The organism is Ruegeria sp. YKSE079, from assembly GCF_059612845.1.
The window spans coordinates 145,323-164,855 of record NZ_JBXWRJ010000002.1; the positions used below are offsets into that span (position 1 = coordinate 145,323).

The window sequence follows — 19,533 nt, forward strand, 5'->3', positions numbered from 1 at the left end:
GTGTTTGCTGCGGCAGGGCAATTGATGCGCGGCCCAGGCCGCAGCAGGGCTGGAATGGCGCGGCTTGGAAGCCGCGCCGGGGCTTACTGGCCTGTGCGGACCTTTGACCAGGTGCGCGTGTAGAGACGCTCGGTCTTGCGGTCCTGCAGCACCGGAGTTGTCAGCATCTCCATCGTCGCCTCAGTCGGATAGACGGCGGGGTTGCTGATCAGCTCAGGGTCGATCTCAGCCTGAGCGGTGAGGTTGGCGCTGCCGTAGCGGATGAAGTTGGCGTTCTGCGCCGAGACCGCAGGCTGCATCAGGTAGTTCAGGAAGGCATGGGCCTCATCCACGTTCTTGGCATCGGCCAGGATGGCAAGGCCGTCAAAGTCCAGCAGCGTGCCTTCCTCCGGGATGATGTATTCCAGGGTGACGCCATTGCCGGCTTCTTTGGCGCCGTCTGCCGCCCAATAGGCATCGCCGCTCCAGGTCAACCCGAGGCAGGCGTCGCCGTCGGACAGGGCGCCGATCATGCCGTCGGTGGAAATCTGGGCGATATTGCCGCGGATCGCACCGATATGCTCCCCAGCGGCGGTGATCCGGTCCTTGTCGCTGGTATTCGGGTCTTCGCCCATGTCGATAAGCGCGGCGCCGATCACGTCGGTGGGCGAGTCTGCGATCATCACGCTGCAATCGGCCAGCTTGCTGGAAATCTCCGGATCGAACAGCAGGTCCCAGGACTTGGGAAAGCCGGCGCCCAGCCGCTCCTCCAGCTTGCCGGTGTTATAGGCGATGCCGAAGGTCCACCAGTTGTAGGGCACCAGGTATTCGTTGCCGGGGTCGAAGGTCTCGATCAGCCCGGCGATCTTGGGCCAGACGTGCTGCAGGTTGGGGATCTTGGACTTGTCGATCTTCTGCAGCACGCCGGCCGAGATCAGCCGCGCGGTGCCGGTGGAGGAAGGAACGATGATGTCGTAGCCGGAGCTGCCCGCCAGTACTTTGGTCTCCAGCATGGCGTTGGAATCATAGGTGTCATAGGTGACATCGATGCCGGTTTCCGCTTCAAAGGCTTCGATGATCGCCGGATCCAGGTAGTCGCTCCAGTTATAGATCACCAGTTCGCCCTCTGCCGCCGCGGCGGCACCCCAGATTGCAGCCGTTGCGGCCAGCAGGCTGATTGTCAGCTTGGTCTTCATGGTTCCCTCCTGTGTTGGGGTTCTGTCCGTTTCTTTTTGGGGGGCGCGGGCCTCAGGCCCGCATTGTCTCCAGCTCCAGGCCTTGGCCCAGCAGCTCCCGGGTCGCGCGTTCAACGCCTTCGGTAAGAATGTCGAACATGTCGTCGATCTGCGCCTCGGTGATCACCAGCGGCGGCGAGAAGATCGCCATGTTGCCATAGGGGCGGACCATCAGGCCCAGTTCCTGGCAGCGGGCATCAATCACTGAACCGATGGTGGCGTCGATTTCGGGGCTGGGTTTGCCGTTGCGAGTCAGGGTGCATTCGATGCAGCCTACCAGCCCCATGCCGCGCACATCCACGATCAGCGGCAGCTCCAGCAGCTGCTGCAGGCGTTTCTGGAAATGCGGGGTCACCTTGCGGACGTGTTCCAGGATGCCGTCGCGCTCGAAGATCTCGATGTTCTTGAGGCCCGCGGCGGCACAGACCGGGTGGCCGGAATAGGTGTAGCCGCTGGTGAAATAGACGTCCTTGGACACATCGCCCTCGATGTCCTTGAACAGCCGGTCGGAGAAGATCGCGGCCCCCATCGGCGCATAGCCAGAGGTCAACCCCTTGGCGCAGGTGATGATATCGGGGGTGATGCCGAACAGGTCCTCCGATGCGAACCAGTGGCCCAGGCGGCCAAAGCCGGTGACGACCTCGTCGGAGATATAGAGCACGTCATATTTGCGGCAGAGTTCCAGACAGCGGCCATGGTAACCCGCGGGCGGCACGATCACGCCGCCGGAGCCCAGCAGCGGCTCGGCAATGAAGGCGGCGACATTGTCCGCGCCGAGCTCCAGAATGGCGTTTTCCAGATCCGCCACCTTTTCATCCAGGAAGGCTTCGATGCTCATGCCCGCAGGGCGGCGGAAGGCGTTCACGTCTGGCAGGAAATGGGGAATGATCTGGTCGGTGTCGAACCACTGGCGCTCGCTCGGCTTGCCGCTGAGCGAGGCTGTCAGATAGGTGCCGCCGTGATAGGCATGCGCCCGGGTGATGATCCGCTTCTTTAGCGGTTTGCCCAGCAGGTTGTTGCGGAAGTGGACAAAGCGGATGGCGGTATCCACCGCGGTGGAGCCGCCGGTGGTGAAATAGACCCGGTTGAGATCGCCCGGCGCCCGTTCGGCAATTGCGTGGGCAAACTCGGCGCTTACCGACGTGGCCTCGGAGAAGGGGGAGCAATAGGCCATCTTGCGGGCCTGCGCCGCCATCGCATCAGCGATCTCGGTGTTGCCGTAGCCCAGCTGCATGCACCACATGCCGCCCGGCCCGTCGATCACCTTGTTGCCGTGCTCGTCATAGACATAGATGCCTTCGGCATACTCGCTGAACGTCCTGTCGGCTTTTCCGGGACCCTGGACTTCCAGCCCTTCCCATGGATGGAAGTAATTCTCCTTGTCCCAGGTTTTGAAGTTTTCGAAGTCGTTTCCAAGTTTGGTCATCTTGCTCTCTGTCCGGAATAGCTACACACTTTGAATGAACGTTCATACAGTAAGGGCATAAGTGAATGATCGTTCATTGTCGATGGAAATTTGATGCAATTCCGTGCAAAGTGCCGGAACGGCGGCGGGCCAGCCGGCAGCGAAAGAGGGGCAGGCAGATGGCAAATGCAGAAGAAACAAAGAAAAAGCGGAAGGTCGACAAGGACCTGCACCGGGAGGTGCTGCTTGATGCAACCGCTAACGTAATCCTGAAGTATGGGGTCAGCGGCACCACAATCAGCCGTATCCAGGAAGAATCAGGCCTGTCGCGCGGCATGATCAACCTGCACTTCCAGTCCAAGGACAACCTGATTCGCGCGCTCGCCATTCATATGACTCAGGAGTACAATGACGCTTGGCAGAGTTTTACCAGCCAAACATCGCAAGAGGTCAGTACGCCGGAAGATGCAGCAGCCCGTCTGCAGGCGCTGTTTGCGACGGACTTTTCCGAAGCGGTTTTGAACAGACGCAGTGCCCGGCTGACCTTTGCCTTTCGCGCCGAACCTGATTTGCAAGCGCCTGGAACCGGCTATACCGACACCCGCGGAACTGACCTGCACGACCATGTGCGCAGTTGCTGCAAGGTTCTGTGCGAAGTATGCGGCACCCAAGGCGATCCCGAGAAGGTCGCCATGGCCATCATGTCGCTACTGGAAGGGTTATGGACCGACTTTCACGCCCACCCCGACGAGTTCAGCAGGGAAAATGCGGTAGAAATCTGCCGGACCACCGCCCGCGCATTCTTTCCCGGATACTTCTGAACAGAAAGCGCGGGCGGGCCGCCTTTTTTTGCAAAAGGGGGGCAGTACAAGCGAGATTATGAGCTGCAATATGGATACCCAAACGCCTATCTTAACGCCAAAACTCCATCATCCAAAACTTCAAAATGTCCGCTTTGGCGAAGTCGCACCGCCGAAACCCCCTTGGGCGTTGGATGCCCAGTTTGGCCGAAGCCACTTCGGCCAATAGCGGCTTTTCGCGCTTCCTATCCTTTCCTATCTCGCGCAGCATTCGGTAATTTGGGCTCCCTGCCGTCATCTGAGTCTTTCAGTCGGTTACTTCCTGCTTGAAGGGCCGGTTTCGAGCCAATCTCATGGTCTTGTTCCCACCCGCAGCAAATCCTCAGCCGCCGACTCAGTCGATGTGCGACACGGTCGCAAACCGCATATACCAGCCTCTTGAGTGTGAAGACCGACCGGCAGGTCTGTCCGCGGAGCCGCCCTTCCCGAATGCACGTTCGAGATCCTGCCCAAGCAGGCAGACCGGGACAAGGGCCACGCGCACTGATCCCTTTCAGGTGAAACAGACAGAAAATCCCGCCGGTTCTCCGGCGGGGTTTTTCTTTGCTGGGTGTGGCCTGGTAGTGCAATTTGGCGGTTGGCAGCCCAGGACCCAAATCCCCAATGAAGGGTCAAAGGGTCGACCCGAGGCTATGACCCTAGCGCGTCCTTCGCCCGGTGACGATTGACAGCCCGACCCCCGACAGAACCAATATGACCCCGGTCATGAACAAGGGGCCCATACGGTCGCCAAACATTACTGCCGAGGCGCCGACGCCGAATACCGGTTGCAGGAATTGCACACTGGCCGCCACACGGGCCGGAACGGTGCGCAGGAGCCATAGCCAGAGAAACAGGCCGACAGCCGACACGAGCAGGCCAAGATAGATTGCCGCGGCGATGGAGACAGCTGTCACGTTGAAGGGGGTGGTCGCAACTTCCCACGCCGTGAATGGCAGGAGGGCGAGGAACCCGGCCAGCGTGCTCCAGATCACGACCGTGACGGTGCCGTGGCGCGCCGCCAATTCGACGCTCCAGACATAGTACAGGGCTATGACCACTGCCGACAGCAGAACGAGCGCCACGCCTGTCATGGTCGTTTGCGCCGCAGCACCCACACCGTCATTTTGACCGAACGCCACCAGTGCGACACCCGCGAAGGCTGCTACCAGCCCGAACTGCTGCACCATGTTGACCGGCTGGCCAAGCCGCAGTGCCGCGAGGATAACGACAAAGACCGGGATGGTAGCAGAAACGATGGTGCTGACCGAAGCAGAGGTTCCGTAGACGCCGAAGGATTGCGACAGGTTGCCGATCCCGATCCCGACGAACCCGAGCGCCGCGACTTTCGGCAGGGCGGTGAGCGGAATCCTGTGCCGCCCGATGGCGAAGAGAAACAGGAATGGTACGGCGAAGGCGAAGCGCAATGCGGTGAACGCTATTGGCGGCATGGTGTCGAGGCCCAGCTTGGTGATCGGGATCGACAGGCCCCAGAGCACCGCCAGAAGCAACATCCCCCCGACGCTGAGGGGCGAAAGACGGTCGACGAGGGACGCAAGCGGCAGTGCGGGCGTTTCCGGGGTTGTGATCGTCATGTTAGTTTCTTGAAAAAGATTGCTCTCAGATCACTTATTGAATGCGAAGGCTGATGCTGACAAACGAATTGTTTGACGTCTATGATTGAAGGAAATGCAATCATGAGACCGCCATGCCCGTCCGACCCCCACCCTTGCAGACCCTGCGTGCCTTTGAAGCCGCAGGTCGTCTGTTGAGCATGGCGCTGGCGGCGCAGGAGTTGAACCTTACTCCCGGCGCGATCAGCCGACAGATCCAGTCGTTGGAAGACGATCTGAACGTCGCGCTGTTCCGGCGCATGACGCGGCGCATCGCTTTGACCGAGGAAGGAGCGGCGTTCCATCAGGTGGTCAGCCGGGCGCTGGCGGACCTTATCCGCGAAGCAGAACGCTTGCGCACACGGGACGACGCCCCGCGGCTGACGATTAGCACGAGTGTCTCTTTTGCCAGCAAGTGGTTCGCCCCGCGCCTGCACCGGCTGATGGCGCGGCTGCCGGATGTTGATATCCGGCTTGAAGTCAGCGACGTGAATATCGATCTGTCCGACGGCCGTGTGGATGCCGCGCTGCGCTATGGCACCGGAAACTATCCGGGCGCCGCGACAGAGAGGATTCTCGACGAGACCATGAGCCCGGTCTGCAGCCCCGACTATCGGGCGCGCATGGGCGGGCTTTCGATCCCGGCGGATCTGCTCGGTTGCACGTTGCTGAACGAGAGCCGCGTTCTGCACGACGATAGCAGTCTGCCAAATTGGGAACGTTGGTTTGCCGCCGCCGGGGTCGAGGGCGCTCGTGGTCGGGGACCGACATTGAGTCACGGCAGCCTCACCATTGAGGCGGCGCTGCGTGGCGAGGGGGTCGCACTTGGGCGGAGCGTGCTGGTTGCCGAGGACGTCTCTGCCGGCCGGCTGGTGGAACTGTTCCCACAAATCAGCTTGCCGGCCGGGAGAGGTTACGACCTTGTGCATCGGCAAGGCGAAGAGGATGATCCAGGGCTCTCTGCCTTGCGTGAATGGCTGATGGCGGAAGTGGCGGCATCACTTTTGAGCGCACCGTAGCAACCGATCAAATATGCGCCTCGTGCATGTCCACAATATCCGGGCTCTGCTTTGTCAGGCTGGTCATCTCCGGAACACGGTCGCGGTTCTGCCCGCGCTGAAAGGCCGGCCTTTGCGGGCGACCTTCCTTAATTTGTCGCGTGCGGTGCCAGCGTCAGAGCGACTGTCGCTCTTGCACCAGCCCCTTGAAGATTGCCCAGCAGATCAGAAGCAGGATCACGGTGAAGGGCAGACCGGTCGAGATGACCATGGCCTGCAAGGCCCCCAGACCGCCGCCGATCAGCAGCGCGATGGCAACCAGGCCCTCGAACGTGCACCAGAACACCCGTTGGGGGATCGGGGCGTCGATCTTGCCGCCAGCGGTGATCGTGTCGATCACCAGCGAGCCGGAATCGGACGAGGTGACAAAGAACACGATGACCAGCACGATGCCAATGACCGAGGTGATCCCCGCCATCGGCAGGCTTCCCAGCATCGCGAACAGTGACAACGGCGGGTTATAGCTGTCGATCACCTGGGCCTTGACGGCGCTGCCGGCCGGGTCGGCGATGACCTGTTCGATGGCCGCGCCGCCGAATACCGCCATCCAGAACATGCAGACAAAGGACGGGATCAGCAGCACGCAGATCACGAATTCGCGTACCGTGCGGCCACGGCTGACGCGGGCGATGAACATGCCGACAAACGGCGACCACGAAATCCACCATGCCCAGTAGAAGGCTGTCCAGCCCTGCAGGTATCCGGTGTCTTCGCGCCCGTGCGGGTTCGACAGCGGGATGACCTCCTGAAAATAGGCCACGACGCCCTTGCCGAACTCGGACACGATCGACCCCACTCCGGCGGCGAACAGCACGAACAGCAACAGCAGAAGCGCGATGACCATGTTGATCTCGGAGAGCACCTTGACGCCGCCGTCGAGGCCGCGAAGCACCGAGCCAAGGGCGACGAGCGTGATCACGATGATCAGGATCACCTGAACCGTCACGCTGTTGGGGAAACCGAACACGTATTCGAGCCCGGCATTGGCCTGTTGCGCGCCGAAGCCGAGGGATGTGGCGAGACCAAAGAGCGTGGCAAACACCGCAAGCGTGTCGATGATATGCCCCACCCAGCCCCAGACGCGTTCTCCGAAGATCGGATAGAAGGCCGACCGGATCGTCAGCGGCAGGCCCTTGTTATAGGTGAACAGCGCCAGCGCAAGTGCAACCACCGCGTAGATCGCCCAGGGGTGCAGCGCCCAGTGATAGGAGGTCGCCGCAAGCGCCATGCGCCGCGCGGCCTCGACATTTTCCGGGATCAGGACGCCATTTTCGTCGAAGGGGCGCACGACCCCAAGCGGTTCGTCACCCCAGGGAGTGCCGAAATAATAGACCGGCTCCAGCACTCCGAAGAACATCAGGCCGATCCCCATGCCGGCGGCAAAGAGCATCGCGAACCAGCCCGGATAGCCATAATCCGGTGTTGCGTCCTTGCCGCCAAGGCGGACCGAGCCATAAGGCGTCACGATCAGCATCAGGCAGAACAGCACGAAGATATTGGCCGACCACAGGAAAAACCAATCGAAGGTCGAGGTCAGCGCTGGCCGCAGCCAGCCGAAAAAGTCGCCTGCCTGGGTCGGTGCCACCAATGCGTAGGCCACGAAGGCCACGATGGACAGGCCCGAAATCAGGAATACCGGGTTGTGAATGTCGAGCCCGATCGGCCCGATTGTCGTTTCAATGTTGTCCTGACCGATTTCATAATCGGTCTCGATGATGTGGGATGACCCTTCGGGTGCGGGAATCCCTTGATTGGCGCTTTCGTCGGTCATGTGCGACCTCCCATGTTCCTTTCGTTTCGTGACCGGGTCATGCCGCTCAAGCGCGTATGACCATCACGGAGCATTTTGCGTGCTCGGCCAGCTTTCCGCCGTTCGACGGCCAGATATAGTCGATGACGTTCGGCACGTGGCTGGCCATGACGACAAGGTCGGACCCCGTGTCGTCGATGGCCCGGATCAGTGCGTCATCCACGTCGATGGCAGGATCATGCGAAACAACCGGGTGCGCGGCGACGGCGATGCCGTGCCTGTCGGCCTGGCCTTGCGCAAAGGCTGTCAGCTTTTGCCCGAACTCTGCGGGATTATGCGCAACAGAGCTTGGCGCCGAGGACGTCACGCCGACATAAGAAATGGGCACGTTGTAATGTTTGGCGAGATCAGCGGCGCAATCCAGTGCGGGCGCCAACCCCTCGATATGCGCCAGATCCACCGGCGCCATAATTCGCTTGAACAAGTCTTCCTCTCCCTTCTGCGCGGGTCGGGTGAGACCTTGGCTTTTGAAAACGGCGCCCGCGCGTCATCTGCCAAATTCGGCGGTTTTGTGGCCCACCGATTCCCCAAGCATAGAACAACTTGGGCGGGTCTGACAAAAACCGGCCCCCCGAGCCGGGTTCAAGGCAGACATGGACGGGCTGTTTGTGCGTGCCAATACGCCGGATACCCGGTTGATATCGCGACAATATATTCGCGTTTTCCAGTCGCGCCGGGATCAGGCTTACATCCGGGTCGCCGGCTGATTGTGTAAACCCTTTGTTTGCTCTCTGTCGCTATCAGTCCTGCGCAGGCTGGTCGTGACGGCAGAAAACCGCGATGCCGTCCTACGGGGTTTCGCTGTGCGCAGGGTTTTGGCAGGCGCACATGAAATAGCCAGAGAGGCGAAAATCGGGTATTCTGCCCTTGGCCGCATGCTTCGTTCAGGAGGTTTGCTCATGCCCGAGATTGATTTTTGGTATTCCATTGGAAGTACATACACATTTCTGACGGTGACCCGCCTGCCGGAGTGGTGCCGGGAACACGATGCCACGGTTCGATGGCGTCCGTTCAATGTGCGCAAGGTCATGACCGATCAGCAGAACGTGCCTTTTGCGGGTAAACCGGCCAAATCGGCCTATATGTGGCGCGATATCGAGCGCAGGACCGCCAAGTACGGCCTGCATGCGCACCTGCCCGCCCCCTACCCGATCTCGGATCTGGCGCTGGCCAATCAGGTCGCGCTTTTGGGCATGTCCGAGGGCTGGGGCGAGCGGTTCACCGAAAACCTCTATCGCATCTGGTTCGAGGACGGCGTGGAGGCGGGAAGCGAGGCCGCGCTGTCTGAGGCGCTGTACCGTTGCGATCAGGACCCGATGCCGGTTCTGGCGCGAGCGCGCGCGCCGGAGGCGGTCGCGGCGCTGGACCGGGAAACCGAGACAGCCGTTTCGCAGGGCGTGTTCGGCGCGCCAAGCTTTGTTGTGCGGGGTGAGCTGTTCTGGGGCGACGACCGTCTGGACGACGCGTTTTCCTGGGCGCGGGTGGGTCACGTGACCTGATCCCCGGCGCGCTGGAATGCTCTCGACTGGCGGGCTTGAAATGCTATTTCTTATGTATGCCTTATCGCTGGAAACAGAACTCGGAATCGGTGCAGGAGCTGCATCTGTGGCCGCATAATTCACTGCCGCCGCGCGGTGCGATCGCGATCGTCCTGAGCATCTTTGCGATGGGGCTGATCCCTTTGCTGGCGGTTCTGGGGTCGGTTCTGTTGTGGGGATTGCTGCCGTTCACGCTGTTGGTGGTGCTGGGGCTGTGGCTGGCGCTGGAAGTGAACTATCGGCAGCGGCGCATGCTGGAAGTGCTGACCCTGACGCCCAGCCTGGCCCGGCTGGTGCGGCACAATCCGCGCGGGCGGGCGCAGGAATGGCATTGCAACCGCTATTGGGCGCGCCCCGAGATGCACCGGCACGGCGGACCGGTGCCGAACTATGTAACCCTGAAAGGCGGCGGGCGCGAGGTGGAAATCGGCGCGTTTCTGTCCGAGGACGAACGCGTCGCGCTGTACGACGATCTGCTGGTGAAACTGAGCAGCGACCGGGGCTGAGCCTGCCCCGGAACAAGCCGGTCGTCAGCAATCGCCGTTCGAGGCGCAGAGCTGGTCCTTGACCATGGGGCCGACCTTGCCGAAATCCATCTGGCCGGTATAGCGCGCCTTGAGCTCGCCCATGACCTTGCCCATGTCGCGGATCGAACCCGCGCCGGTGGCGGTGATCGCGGCATTGATGGCCTGTGTCACCTCGTCATCGTCCAGCTGCTTGGGCAGGAATTCCTCGATCACCTCGATTTCCTGGCGCTCGCGCTCGGCCAGATCCAGTCGCCCGCCCTCTTCATAGGCGCGCGCGCTTTCCTTGCGCTGCTTGGTCATTTTCCCAAGGATTTCAAGCACGTCCGCGTCACCACATCCCTGCGCCTCGTCATTGACCGAGCCGCGCGTGGCGATATCCCTGTCCTTGATTGCCGCGTTGATCAGACGAAGCGTCGACAATCGGTCGGTCGCCTTGTCCTTCATTGCCTGCTTAAGGGCCGTGTTCACCCTTGATCGCATATCCATATGTTCTGCCCATCCCCATGGATCCGGAACTCTGACCATATAGAAACAGAATGAATGAGACAACAGGGGGTGAATACAGCTAAGCCATTGAAATCTATGAATACCGCAAAAATTGAACGGACTTGACCCGACGACGCAACACCCTTAGGTATGCGCCGATTTACCCAGCAGGAGAGTCGCGCCATGGCCCAGAACGCCACGTCCAAGCCCACCGCATGTCTGGCACTGGCCGATGGAACGCTGTTTTACGGGCACGGGTTCGGAGCGACAGGCCAGACCGTGGCCGAGCTGTGCTTCAACACCGCGATGACCGGTTATCAGGAGATCATGACCGACCCGTCTTATGCCGGGCAGATCGTGACCTTTACCTTTCCGCATATCGGCAATGTCGGCGTGAACTCCGAGGATGACGAGACCGGCGATCCGGTGGCCGAAGGGATGGTGGTGAAATGGGACCCGACCGAGGCGTCGAACTGGCGCGCGGCAGAAGAGCTCAAGACATGGCTGGAGCGCCGGGGCCGGATCGCCATCGGTGGCGTCGACACCCGCCGCCTGACCCGCGCGATCCGCCAGCAGGGCGCGCCGCATGTGGCGCTGGCGCATGATCCCGACGGTCAGTTCGATATCTCGGCGCTGATCGCTGCCGCGCGCGGTTTTGCCGGGCTGGAAGGCATGGACCTGGCCAGGAAGGTCACCTGCGCCCAAAGCTATCGCTGGGACGAGATGCGCTGGGCCTGGCCCGATGGCTATTCCCGTCAGGAAGCGCCCAAGCACAAGGTCGTGGCGCTGGATTACGGTGCAAAGCGCAATATCCTGCGCTGTCTGGCCTCGGCCGGGTGCGACGTCACCGTTCTGCCCGCCACCGCCACCGCGGCGGAGGTTCTGGCGCATGATCCAGACGGCGTGTTCCTGTCGAACGGCCCCGGCGACCCGGCAGCGACCGGCGAATACGCGGTGCCGATGATCAAGCAGATCCTGGACACCACCGATCTGCCGGTGTTCGGCATCTGTCTGGGCCATCAGATGCTGGCGCTGGCGCTGGGCGGCCAGACCATAAAGATGAACCACGGCCATCATGGCGCCAACCATCCGGTCAAGGATCTGGAAACCGGCAAGGTCGAGATCACCTCGATGAACCACGGCTTTGCGGTGGATGCGCAGACCCTGCCCGAGGGCGTGGTCGAAACCCATCGGTCGCTGTTCGACGGTTCGAACTGCGGTATCCGCATGGCGGAGCGGCCTGTTTATTCGGTGCAGTACCACCCCGAAGCCTCGCCCGGTCCGCAGGACAGTTTTTACCTGTTCGAGCGCTTCGCCACCGCCATGACTGCCCGCAAGACCGCAGAATAAGCGCGAGCGAAAACAAGCTTAACCGCGCATTAACCTTGTTCCTTCAACCCTGATGCCTGACGCCTGCATCGGGGTTGAGGAATGAGTGAACAGAACCTGCAAAGATTGTCGGAGGCGCTTCCCGTCGCCGGGACGCGGGCAAGGCAGCCGCTGGGCCGGTATCTGGTCGAAAGCGGCGCAATCACCGAAAGCCAGCTTGTTCATGCCCTGACGCTTCAGGAACGGCTGGACGCCCCCATCGGGGAAATCCTGATTGCCGAGGGTTTTGCGGAAACGCGCGATGTTCTGGCGGCGCTGTCAACGCAATATGGTCTGCAGGTCGCAGCGCTGGATGCGCCCGCCCCCACTGCTGCGCTTTGTGCGCTGATGCCCACCGAGTTCTGGCTGGAATACAATCTGGTTCCGTGGATGCGGCTGGGTCCGCTGGTACTGGTCGCGACGGCGCGCCCGGACCTGTTTGACGCGCCACGCGCCCGGCTGGCGGCGGCGGGTGTGACGGCGATCCCGGTTCTGGCCTGGAGAGATGAGATCGACCGCGCCATTGCGCGCCAGTTCGCGGACAGTCTGGCCAAGGCGGCGGAAACGCGCGTCGAACCTGCGCAAAGCTGCCGCAACTGGGATGCCGTTTCGAGATTGCCATCTGTCCTGGTCGCGCTTTTGCTGGTCGCCGTCATGGTGGCGTCGCCGCTGCCCGCATTCGCCGCCTTGACAGTGGCGGCGGTTGTGACGCTGGCCCTGTTCACCGCGCTGCGCGTGGTAGGTATTCTGGGGCAATTGGCCGGGCATGCGCTGGTGAACGCGCCGGAGTCTACAGGCCACAGGCCCGGCCCCGAATCCCGGCTGCCGCGCGTGTCGGTTCTGGTGCCGCTGTACAAGGAGCGTGAAATCGTCGGCGACCTGATCCCGCGCCTGAACCGACTGACCTATCCCAAGGCCCTGCTGGATGTCATTCTGGTGCTGGAGGAAAAGGACCGGATCACCCGGGACACACTGGCACAGGCACAGCTGCCGCCGTGGATGCGGGTGATCGAGGTGCCCGACAGCCACGGCCTGACCACCAAGCCGCGCGCGATGAACTATGCGCTGGATTTCTGCCGAGGCGATATCGTGGGGGTCTGGGATGCCGAGGACGCGCCGGTCGCGGACCAGATCGAGCATGTGGTCGCCCGCTTTGCGCAGGCGCCCGAGGATGTGGTGTGCCTGCAGGGGATACTGGATTACTATAATCCGCGCACCAATTGGCGGTCGCGTTGTTTCACCATCGAGTATTGCAGCTGGTTCCGGGTTGTCCTGCCTGGCATGGCTCGATTTGGGCTGGTGATCCCACTGGGCGGCACCACGCTGTTTTTTCGCCGCAAGGCACTGGAGGCGCTGGGCGGCTGGGACGCGCATAACGTGACCGAGGATGCCGATCTGGGCGTCCGGCTGTGCCGCGCCGGATACCGGACCGAAGTGTTCGACACGGTGACCTATGAAGAGGCCAATTTCCGCCTCTGGCCTTGGGTTCGCCAACGTTCGCGCTGGCTGAAAGGGTTCATGGTGACCTATCTTGTGCACATGCGCGCGCCGCGCAAGCTGTTGGGCGAGCTCGGGTTGAAACGGTTTCTGGGGGTTCAGGCGTTTTTTCTGGGCACGGTGGGTCAGTTCCTGCTGGCGCCGGTTCTGTGGTCGTTCTGGCTGATGCTGTTCGGGCTGCCGCATCCGCTGGCCGGGGTGTTTCCCGCAGGCATCATCACCGCCATGATCGGGTTCTTCATCTTTGCCGAAGCCGTCAACCTGATTGTCGGACTGACCGCCGTGTCATCCGAGCGCCGACGGTTCCTGATGCCGTGGGTACCGACGATGGTGTTGTATTTCCCGTTCGGCGTGATCGCCGCATACAAGGCGCTGTGGGAACTGGCGATCAAGCCCTATTTCTGGGACAAGACCCAGCACGGACAAGCCGGAGAGGAATGCGTGCCCGGTTGAGACCTATTGACGCTCGCGCTTGTCGGCGTCCTGCTTGAGCCGGGTCATGAAGGCGATGGAGATATGTTCCTTGAGCGCCAGCTGCGCCGCATCCTCGTCGCGCGCGGCAATCGCCTCGACAATGCCCTTGTGTTCGCTTTGCGCCACCTCGCCGCGCCCTTGCGCGGCCAGCGACGTGGTGGCCATCAACGCCATGGTGCGATGCACCAGGTCCAGCTGCTGCACCAGATAGCGATTGTGCGAGGCCAGGTGGATCTGTTCGTGAAACCTCCGGTTCGCCCGTGACAGCGCCGAAGGGTCGTTGACCAGCGCGTCATCCTCCTGAACCATGTCGCGCAGCACCCGGATCTCTTCGTCGGTGGCATGCTTGGCGGCAAGGCGCGCGGCCAGCCCCTCGAGCTCGCGGCGCACCACGTAAAGCTCGGCCATCTGATTGTGATCCAGCGAGGCCACGATCAGCGAGCGCCCGTCGCGTTCCAGCAGTGATTGGGTTTCCAGCCGTTGCAGGGCTTCGCGAATGGGCGTGCGTGACACACCGAACCGGTCGGCCAGTTCGCTTTCGACCAGACGGTCACCGGGTTTGTAGATGCCTACGTCGATCGCTTCGAGGATCAGGCTGTAGGCGTCGGTGTTGGACTGGCGGCTCTGGCTCATGGTGTCATCTGGCTCCCTGTTCGGACCTGTCTATCCGCCGGGTGTGCCTGCAATCAAGATTGAAATCCGACCATGTCCAGCCTAAACCGGCACGCATGGTGAAGCCTGCATTCTCTCATGTCACGCAATGGGTGTTCGATCTGGACAACACCCTTTATCCGCCGCACATGCGCCTGTTCGACCAGATCGAGGTGCTGATGACGCAATATGTCATGGATGCGCTGAGGGTGGACCGGGCCGAGGCAGACCGGCTGCGGTCGCAATACTGGCGGCAATACGGCACCACGCTGGCCGGTCTGATGGCGGAACATGACCTGGACCCCGATCCTTATCTGGTTGCGGTGCATCAGGTCGACATGAGCCATATGGAGGCGGATACCGCCCTTGCCAACCATATCCGGTCGCTGCCGGGGCGCCGGATCGTCTATACCAACGGCAGCGCGCCCTATGCCGAACGGGTGCTGGCGGCGCGCGGGCTGAGCGGGCTGTTCGACGCGATCTATGGCGTCGAACATGCCGGATACCGGCCCAAGCCCGAGCGGGCGGCGTTCGAGGCGATATTCGCCCGTGACGGCATCGACGCCGCGCAGGCCGCGATGTTCGAGGATGACGCCCGAAACCTGGCCGCGCCGCACGAGATGGGGATGCGCACGGTACATGTGGCGCCCGAGCATCATCCGGCAGATCATATCCATCATCACACCGCCGATCTGACCGCGTTCCTGTCGCGGCTGGTCTGAGACACGCGCACGGGACAGGATGTCACTTGGCACCGGGTTGCGAAACCGCCTAGGGTCCGGCCGGAACGGAGATTTTGCCATGAAGACCAGCTGTGACATCCTGATTTCCGGTGGCGGCATCGCCGGGCTGACGGCGGCGGCCGCATTTGGTGCCGCCGGATTCGATGTGGTCTGCGTCGACCCTGCCCTGCCAGTGACAGAGCGCGACGCCGAAGGGTCGGACCTGCGCACCACGGCGTTTCTGCAGCCCGCGCGCGGCCTGCTGGAGCAATGCGGGCTTTGGGCGCGACTGGCCGAGCATGCCGCGCCGCTGCAAATCATGCGCATCGTCGACGCCGGCGGCGAGGTGCCCGAACCCCGCGTGGTGCGCGATTTCAATGCTGCCGACATCTCGGACCAGCCATTCGGGTGGAACCTGCCCAACTGGCTGCTCAGGCGCGAGATGGTGGCCCGGTTGACCGAATTGCCAAATGTCGATTTCCGCCCCGGAACCGCAACCACCAGCCTGTTCACCCGGATGGCTCAGGCCCGTGTCGGCCTGAGCGATGGCAACCGCGTGACATGCAAGCTGGTGCTTGCGGCAGACGGGCGCAACTCGCCCATGCGCGAGGCGGCGGGCATTGGCGTGCACACCACCCGCTATGGTCAGAAGGCGCTGGCCTTTGCGGTGACCCACCCGATCCCGCACGACAATGTCTCGACCGAGATCCACCGCTCGGGCGGGCCGTTCACGCTGGTGCCGCTGCCGGACTGGCAGAGCCAGCCGTCATCGGCGATCGTCTGGATGGAACGGGGACCAAAAGCGCTGGACCTGATGCAGATGAAGCCCGAGGCGTTCGAGGCGGCGATGACCGAGCGGTCGTGCGGATTGTTCGGACCGCTGAAACTGGCCTCGCGCCGCACCATCTGGCCCATCATCAGCCAGTCGGCAGAGCGGCTGGCGGGTGAGCGGGTGGCGCTGATGGCCGAAGCCGCGCATGTGGTGCCGCCCATCGGAGCGCAGGGGCTGAACATGTCGCTGGGCGATCTGCGGTCGCTGCTGGATCTGGCGCAGGCGCGGCCCGAGGGATTGGGCGATGCGGACATGCTGGAGGCCTATCACAAGGCGCGGCACAACGAGATCGCGGCGAGGGTCAGGGGGATCGACCTGCTGAACCGCGCCTCGATGATGGAAGCGCGCCCCTTGCGGGATGCGCGGGCGCTGGGGCTGAGCGCGCTTTACTCGCTGGCCCCGGTGCGCAAGACGCTGATGCAGATGGGGCTTGGCGTGCGGTGACGCGCGGGCGGGCCGAAGCCCGCCAGCCGTTCAGAGCACCTGATCCAGAACCCGTTTCAACCGACCGATCGTGCCATCGACGTCATAAAGCTTGTCGAGGCCGAACAGGCCGAGGCGGAAGGTGCTGAACCCCTGCGGTTCATCACATTGCAGCGGCACCCCGGCGGCGATCTGCATGCCCAGCGCGGCGAATTTCCTGCCGTTCTGCACCTCGGGATCGCTGGTATAGCTGACCACCACGCCCGGCGCGCCAAAGCCTTCGGCGGCCACGGACGTGATGCCCTTGTCCTTCAGCATCGCCCGCACGCCGTTGCCCAGCGCCCATTGCGCATCGCGCAGCCTGTCGAAACCGTATTCGCGGGTTTCGGCCATGGTGTCGCGGAAGGCGCGCAACGCATCCGTGGGCATGGTGGCGTGATAGGCATGCCCGCCGCCCTCGTAGGCTTTCATGATGTCGCGCCATTTCCTGAGGTCGATGGCGAAACTGTCCGAGGTGGTCTCGGCCAACCGGGTCTCGGCCCGTTCCGACAGCATCACGAGACCGGCACAGGGCGAGGCGCTCCAGCCCTTTTGCGGGGCCGAGATCAGGACATCGACGCCGGTGGCTTTCATGTCGACCCAGACGCAGCCCGAGGCGATGCAATCCAGCACCATCAGCGCGCCGACCTCGTGCGCCGCGGCCGCCATGGCGGTGATGTAGTCATCCGGAAGAATCACCCCGGCGGCGGTTTCCACATGCGGGGCAAAGACGATATCCGGCTTTTGCTCGCGGATGGTGGCCACGACCTCTTCAATCGGTGCGGGGGCAAAGGGAGACGGTGTGGCGTTGCCGGTCTGACGCGCCTTCATCACCGTCGTGCTGGCGGTGAGGCCACCGGTTTCGAAAATCTGGCTCCAGCGATAGGAGAACCAGCCGTTGCGCACCACCAGAACGTTGGCACCGCGCGCGAACTGCCGGGCCACCGCCTCCATCCCATAGGTGCCGCCGCCGGGGATCACCGCGACGGCATCGGCATTGTAGACGTCGCGCAGCGTGGCCGAAATGTCCCGCATGACCTGCTGAAAGGTCGCGGACATGTGATTCAGGGAGCGGTCGGTGAAAACCACGGAGAATTCTTCGAGACCTTCGGGGTCAACGGTATCAAGCAGCGCGGGCATGTTCTGTCCTTTCTGACGCGGTCCCCCTTTTCTGACCTCGGCCTGACGACAGGTAAAGCAGGAATTCGTCAGAAAACCGCGATTATCGACACCTGGGGCGATTTCACGGTCACCACAATTTGATAACCGCCTGATGGCAAAGAAATATTAACGTTTGATAACGAGAGATTACAGAAATGGCACCATACAGTGTCACCATGCCTTTACACTTAGACGTGTTTCTGAACAGATGTATGCAGCCAGAACATGAATGTACGGAGTTACCAGTGACGGCGCAAAAACGCATTAGTTTTCAACTTATTAGAGATGAAGTTAAACGCAGGATTGAATATCGCATTTGGCCGCAGGGGGCGATCCTGCCGACGGAAGCGGAACTGGCCGAAGAGTTCGGCTGCGCCCGGGCAACCGTCAACCGCGCATTGCGGGAACTGGCCGAACTGGGGTTTGTCGAGCGCAAGCGAAAAAGCGGCACAAGGGTCAAGCGATCACCCGCGAAACAGGCCCGGCTGGAAATCGCGCTGGCCCGCCAGACGGTCGAAGATCGAAATTCCCAATACCGATATGCGCTGGTGGAGAGGAAAGTGCTGACCAGCCCCGCCTGGCTGGCCTCGCAACTGGGCTTGCCCAATGATGCCCCGGTGCTGCACCTGTTGTGCATGCATTACGCCGACAACCGCCCGTTTCAACTGGAAGAACGCTGGATCAACATCGCGGCGGTGCCCGATGTGGAACAGGCCGACTTCAGCCGCTCCGGCCCGCATGAGTGGTTGCTGAACGCCGCCCCGTTCGCCGAGGCGACTGTCACCTTTTCCGCCATCGGAACCGACGGGCGCCTTGCCGAATTCATGGGCACCACGCCCGGCGCACCGGTGCTGCAGACCGAGCGCATGACCTGGCTGAACGGCACGCCGGTGACCTTTGCCCGGATGACCCATCATCCCGGGTTCAGGATCAGCAGCCAGTATTGAGGCCATCTATCCGATCGGTCCGGGCAGCCGCTCCTCGCTCAGCAGGACGTTGGCCTCGACATCGCCGGCGCCGGGCAGCGTCATGATCCGCCGCCGCAGGACGCGTTCGAAATCCGACAGGTCCCGCGCCACGACGCGCAGGCGATAGTCGTAGAGCCCCAGCACATGCTCCACGGTCTGCACTTCGGGGATGGCGCTGACGGCGCGTTCGAAATCTTCCAGGCTGACCTGCCCCTTGCGCGCCAGTTTGACACCCAGAAACACCGTCACGCCGAATCCCAGCGCCTCGGCGTTCAGGCGCAGACGGCGGCCCTTGATCACCCCCGCCTCTTCCAGCCGCCTGATCCGCCGCCATGTGGCGGGTTGCGACAGGCCAAGGCGGCGGCCCAGCGCGCCAGCACTTTGGGTGGCGTCCTGGGCCAGCGCCCGCAGCAGCTTGCGGTCGATTTCGTCCAGCTCGATCATACCGGCAGCACCTCGTCACGCTTTACCCGAGCGATATGCATCAGCGCCTCGATGTCGGCGATATGCGGCAGGGTCAGGATGCGGTCGCGATAGAGTTGCTGATAATGGGGCATGTCGCGGGCGATCACTGACAGGCGCACATCGACCCGGCCCAGAAAGGTCTGGATCTCGATCGCCTCGGGTACCTGCCGCGCCGCTGCGATGAACTCGTCAAAGGCGCGTGGCTGGGTCTTGTCGAGCGTGACGCGCAAGCTGACCTCGACCGCATAGCCCAGCGCCCGCCAGTCGATCACCGCCTCCTGCCCCTGGATGATACCGGCAGCCTGCATCTTTTCGATCCGCCGCCAGCACACGCCCGAAGTGATGCGGCTGCGCTCGGCCAGTTCGGCGGTCGAGAGGCTTGGATCGGCCTGATAATGGCGCAGAATCCGGCGGTCGATATCGTCAAGCATGTTTTTATCGCA

At 62.4% G+C, this 19,533-nt stretch carries 19 protein-coding genes; 9 read left to right on the forward strand and 10 right to left on the reverse strand.

The window, feature by feature from the left end; translation table 11 throughout:
• Positions 1 to 83: 83 nt before the first annotated feature.
• Positions 84 to 1,175, reverse strand: a complete 1,092-nt coding sequence (locus AC2FMY_RS02320; RefSeq protein ID WP_496744660.1) for a polyamine ABC transporter substrate-binding protein — start codon at positions 1,173 to 1,175, stop codon at positions 84 to 86.
• Positions 1,176 to 1,227: 52 nt separating this feature from the next.
• Entirely contained in the window at positions 1,228 to 2,640 is a 1,413-nt protein-coding gene (locus AC2FMY_RS02325) for an aminotransferase (protein ID WP_496744662.1), read from the reverse strand.
• Between the two features lie 158 nt (positions 2,641 to 2,798).
• Here AC2FMY_RS02325 and AC2FMY_RS02330 point away from each other — a divergent pair, with 158 nt between their 5' ends.
• Positions 2,799 to 3,440, forward strand: a complete 642-nt coding sequence (locus AC2FMY_RS02330) for a TetR/AcrR family transcriptional regulator (protein WP_496806927.1) — start codon at positions 2,799 to 2,801, stop codon at positions 3,438 to 3,440.
• A gap of 677 nt (positions 3,441 to 4,117) precedes the next feature.
• Here AC2FMY_RS02330 and AC2FMY_RS02335 read toward each other — a convergent pair.
• Entirely contained in the window at positions 4,118 to 5,053 is a 936-nt protein-coding gene (locus AC2FMY_RS02335) for a DMT family transporter (protein ID WP_496744665.1), read from the reverse strand.
• Positions 5,054 to 5,166: 113 nt separating this feature from the next.
• Here AC2FMY_RS02335 and AC2FMY_RS02340 point away from each other — a divergent pair, with 113 nt between their 5' ends.
• Positions 5,167 to 6,090 (forward strand): LysR substrate-binding domain-containing protein, encoded by a 924-nt coding sequence (locus AC2FMY_RS02340; RefSeq protein WP_496744667.1) that lies wholly within the window; start codon positions 5,167 to 5,169, stop codon positions 6,088 to 6,090.
• Between the two features lie 154 nt (positions 6,091 to 6,244).
• On the opposite strand, the gene AC2FMY_RS02345 is transcribed toward AC2FMY_RS02340, so the two are convergent.
• Together AC2FMY_RS02345 and AC2FMY_RS02350 are read right to left on the reverse strand one after the other, a co-directional pair.
• A complete protein-coding gene (locus tag AC2FMY_RS02345) occupies positions 6,245 to 7,900 on the reverse strand; it encodes a BCCT family transporter (protein WP_480748248.1) in 1,656 nt (551 codons plus the stop codon).
• A 46-nt stretch (positions 7,901 to 7,946) separates the two neighbouring features.
• Positions 7,947 to 8,363 (reverse strand): universal stress protein, encoded by a 417-nt coding sequence (locus tag AC2FMY_RS02350; protein ID WP_480748247.1) that lies wholly within the window; start codon positions 8,361 to 8,363, stop codon positions 7,947 to 7,949.
• A gap of 475 nt (positions 8,364 to 8,838) precedes the next feature.
• Here AC2FMY_RS02350 and AC2FMY_RS02355 point away from each other — a divergent pair, with 475 nt between their 5' ends.
• Positions 8,839 to 9,438, forward strand: coding sequence for a 2-hydroxychromene-2-carboxylate isomerase (locus tag AC2FMY_RS02355; protein ID WP_496744669.1), 600 nt, complete (start codon positions 8,839 to 8,841; stop codon positions 9,436 to 9,438).
• A gap of 56 nt (positions 9,439 to 9,494) precedes the next feature.
• Positions 9,495 to 9,983, forward strand: a complete 489-nt coding sequence (locus AC2FMY_RS02360) for a DUF2244 domain-containing protein (protein ID WP_480748245.1) — start codon at positions 9,495 to 9,497, stop codon at positions 9,981 to 9,983.
• Between the two features lie 24 nt (positions 9,984 to 10,007).
• Here the strand turns inward: AC2FMY_RS02360 and AC2FMY_RS02365 are convergent, their stop codons facing one another.
• On the reverse strand, positions 10,008 to 10,490 hold the full coding sequence (locus AC2FMY_RS02365) for a GatB/YqeY domain-containing protein (protein ID WP_496744671.1): 483 nt from the start codon (positions 10,488 to 10,490) through the stop codon (positions 10,008 to 10,010).
• A 183-nt stretch (positions 10,491 to 10,673) separates the two neighbouring features.
• Between AC2FMY_RS02365 and carA the strand changes: the two genes are divergently transcribed.
• Together carA and AC2FMY_RS02375 are read left to right on the forward strand one after the other, a co-directional pair.
• A complete protein-coding gene (gene carA / locus AC2FMY_RS02370; RefSeq protein ID WP_480748243.1) occupies positions 10,674 to 11,840 on the forward strand; it encodes a glutamine-hydrolyzing carbamoyl-phosphate synthase small subunit in 1,167 nt (388 codons plus the stop codon).
• An 81-nt stretch (positions 11,841 to 11,921) separates the two neighbouring features.
• Positions 11,922 to 13,808 carry a glycosyltransferase gene (locus AC2FMY_RS02375; RefSeq protein WP_496806928.1) on the forward strand — a complete coding sequence of 629 codons (1,887 nt, stop codon included), beginning with the start codon at positions 11,922 to 11,924 and terminating at the stop codon, positions 13,806 to 13,808.
• 3 nt (positions 13,809 to 13,811) lie between these two features.
• Here AC2FMY_RS02375 and AC2FMY_RS02380 read toward each other — a convergent pair whose 3' ends face one another.
• A complete protein-coding gene (locus AC2FMY_RS02380) occupies positions 13,812 to 14,462 on the reverse strand; it encodes a GntR family transcriptional regulator (protein WP_480748241.1) in 651 nt (216 codons plus the stop codon).
• 95 nt (positions 14,463 to 14,557) lie between these two features.
• Here AC2FMY_RS02380 and AC2FMY_RS02385 point away from each other — a divergent pair, with 95 nt between their 5' ends.
• Both AC2FMY_RS02385 and AC2FMY_RS02390 read left to right on the forward strand, forming a co-directional pair.
• Entirely contained in the window at positions 14,558 to 15,202 is a 645-nt protein-coding gene (locus AC2FMY_RS02385; RefSeq protein ID WP_496744675.1) for a pyrimidine 5'-nucleotidase, read from the forward strand.
• Positions 15,203 to 15,281: 79 nt separating this feature from the next.
• A complete protein-coding gene (locus AC2FMY_RS02390; RefSeq protein WP_496806929.1) occupies positions 15,282 to 16,478 on the forward strand; it encodes a UbiH/UbiF family hydroxylase in 1,197 nt (398 codons plus the stop codon).
• 30 nt (positions 16,479 to 16,508) lie between these two features.
• Here the strand turns inward: AC2FMY_RS02390 and AC2FMY_RS02395 are convergent, their stop codons facing one another.
• Entirely contained in the window at positions 16,509 to 17,636 is a 1,128-nt protein-coding gene (locus tag AC2FMY_RS02395) for an aminotransferase class V-fold PLP-dependent enzyme (protein ID WP_496744679.1), read from the reverse strand.
• Between the two features lie 233 nt (positions 17,637 to 17,869).
• On the opposite strand from AC2FMY_RS02395, the gene hutC reads away from it, so the two are divergent.
• Entirely contained in the window at positions 17,870 to 18,604 is a 735-nt protein-coding gene (gene hutC, locus AC2FMY_RS02400) for a histidine utilization transcriptional repressor HutC (protein WP_496806930.1), read from the forward strand.
• A gap of 6 nt (positions 18,605 to 18,610) precedes the next feature.
• Here hutC and AC2FMY_RS02405 read toward each other — a convergent pair whose 3' ends face one another.
• Positions 18,611 to 19,069, reverse strand: coding sequence for an Lrp/AsnC family transcriptional regulator (locus AC2FMY_RS02405; RefSeq protein ID WP_480748236.1), 459 nt, complete (start codon positions 19,067 to 19,069; stop codon positions 18,611 to 18,613).
• Complete coding sequence (locus tag AC2FMY_RS02410; RefSeq protein WP_496744681.1) at positions 19,066 to 19,521, reverse strand: Lrp/AsnC family transcriptional regulator; 456 nt, start codon at positions 19,519 to 19,521, stop codon at positions 19,066 to 19,068. The genes AC2FMY_RS02405 and AC2FMY_RS02410 overlap by 4 nt, the downstream gene beginning before the upstream one ends.
• Positions 19,522 to 19,533 lie beyond the last annotated feature (12 nt).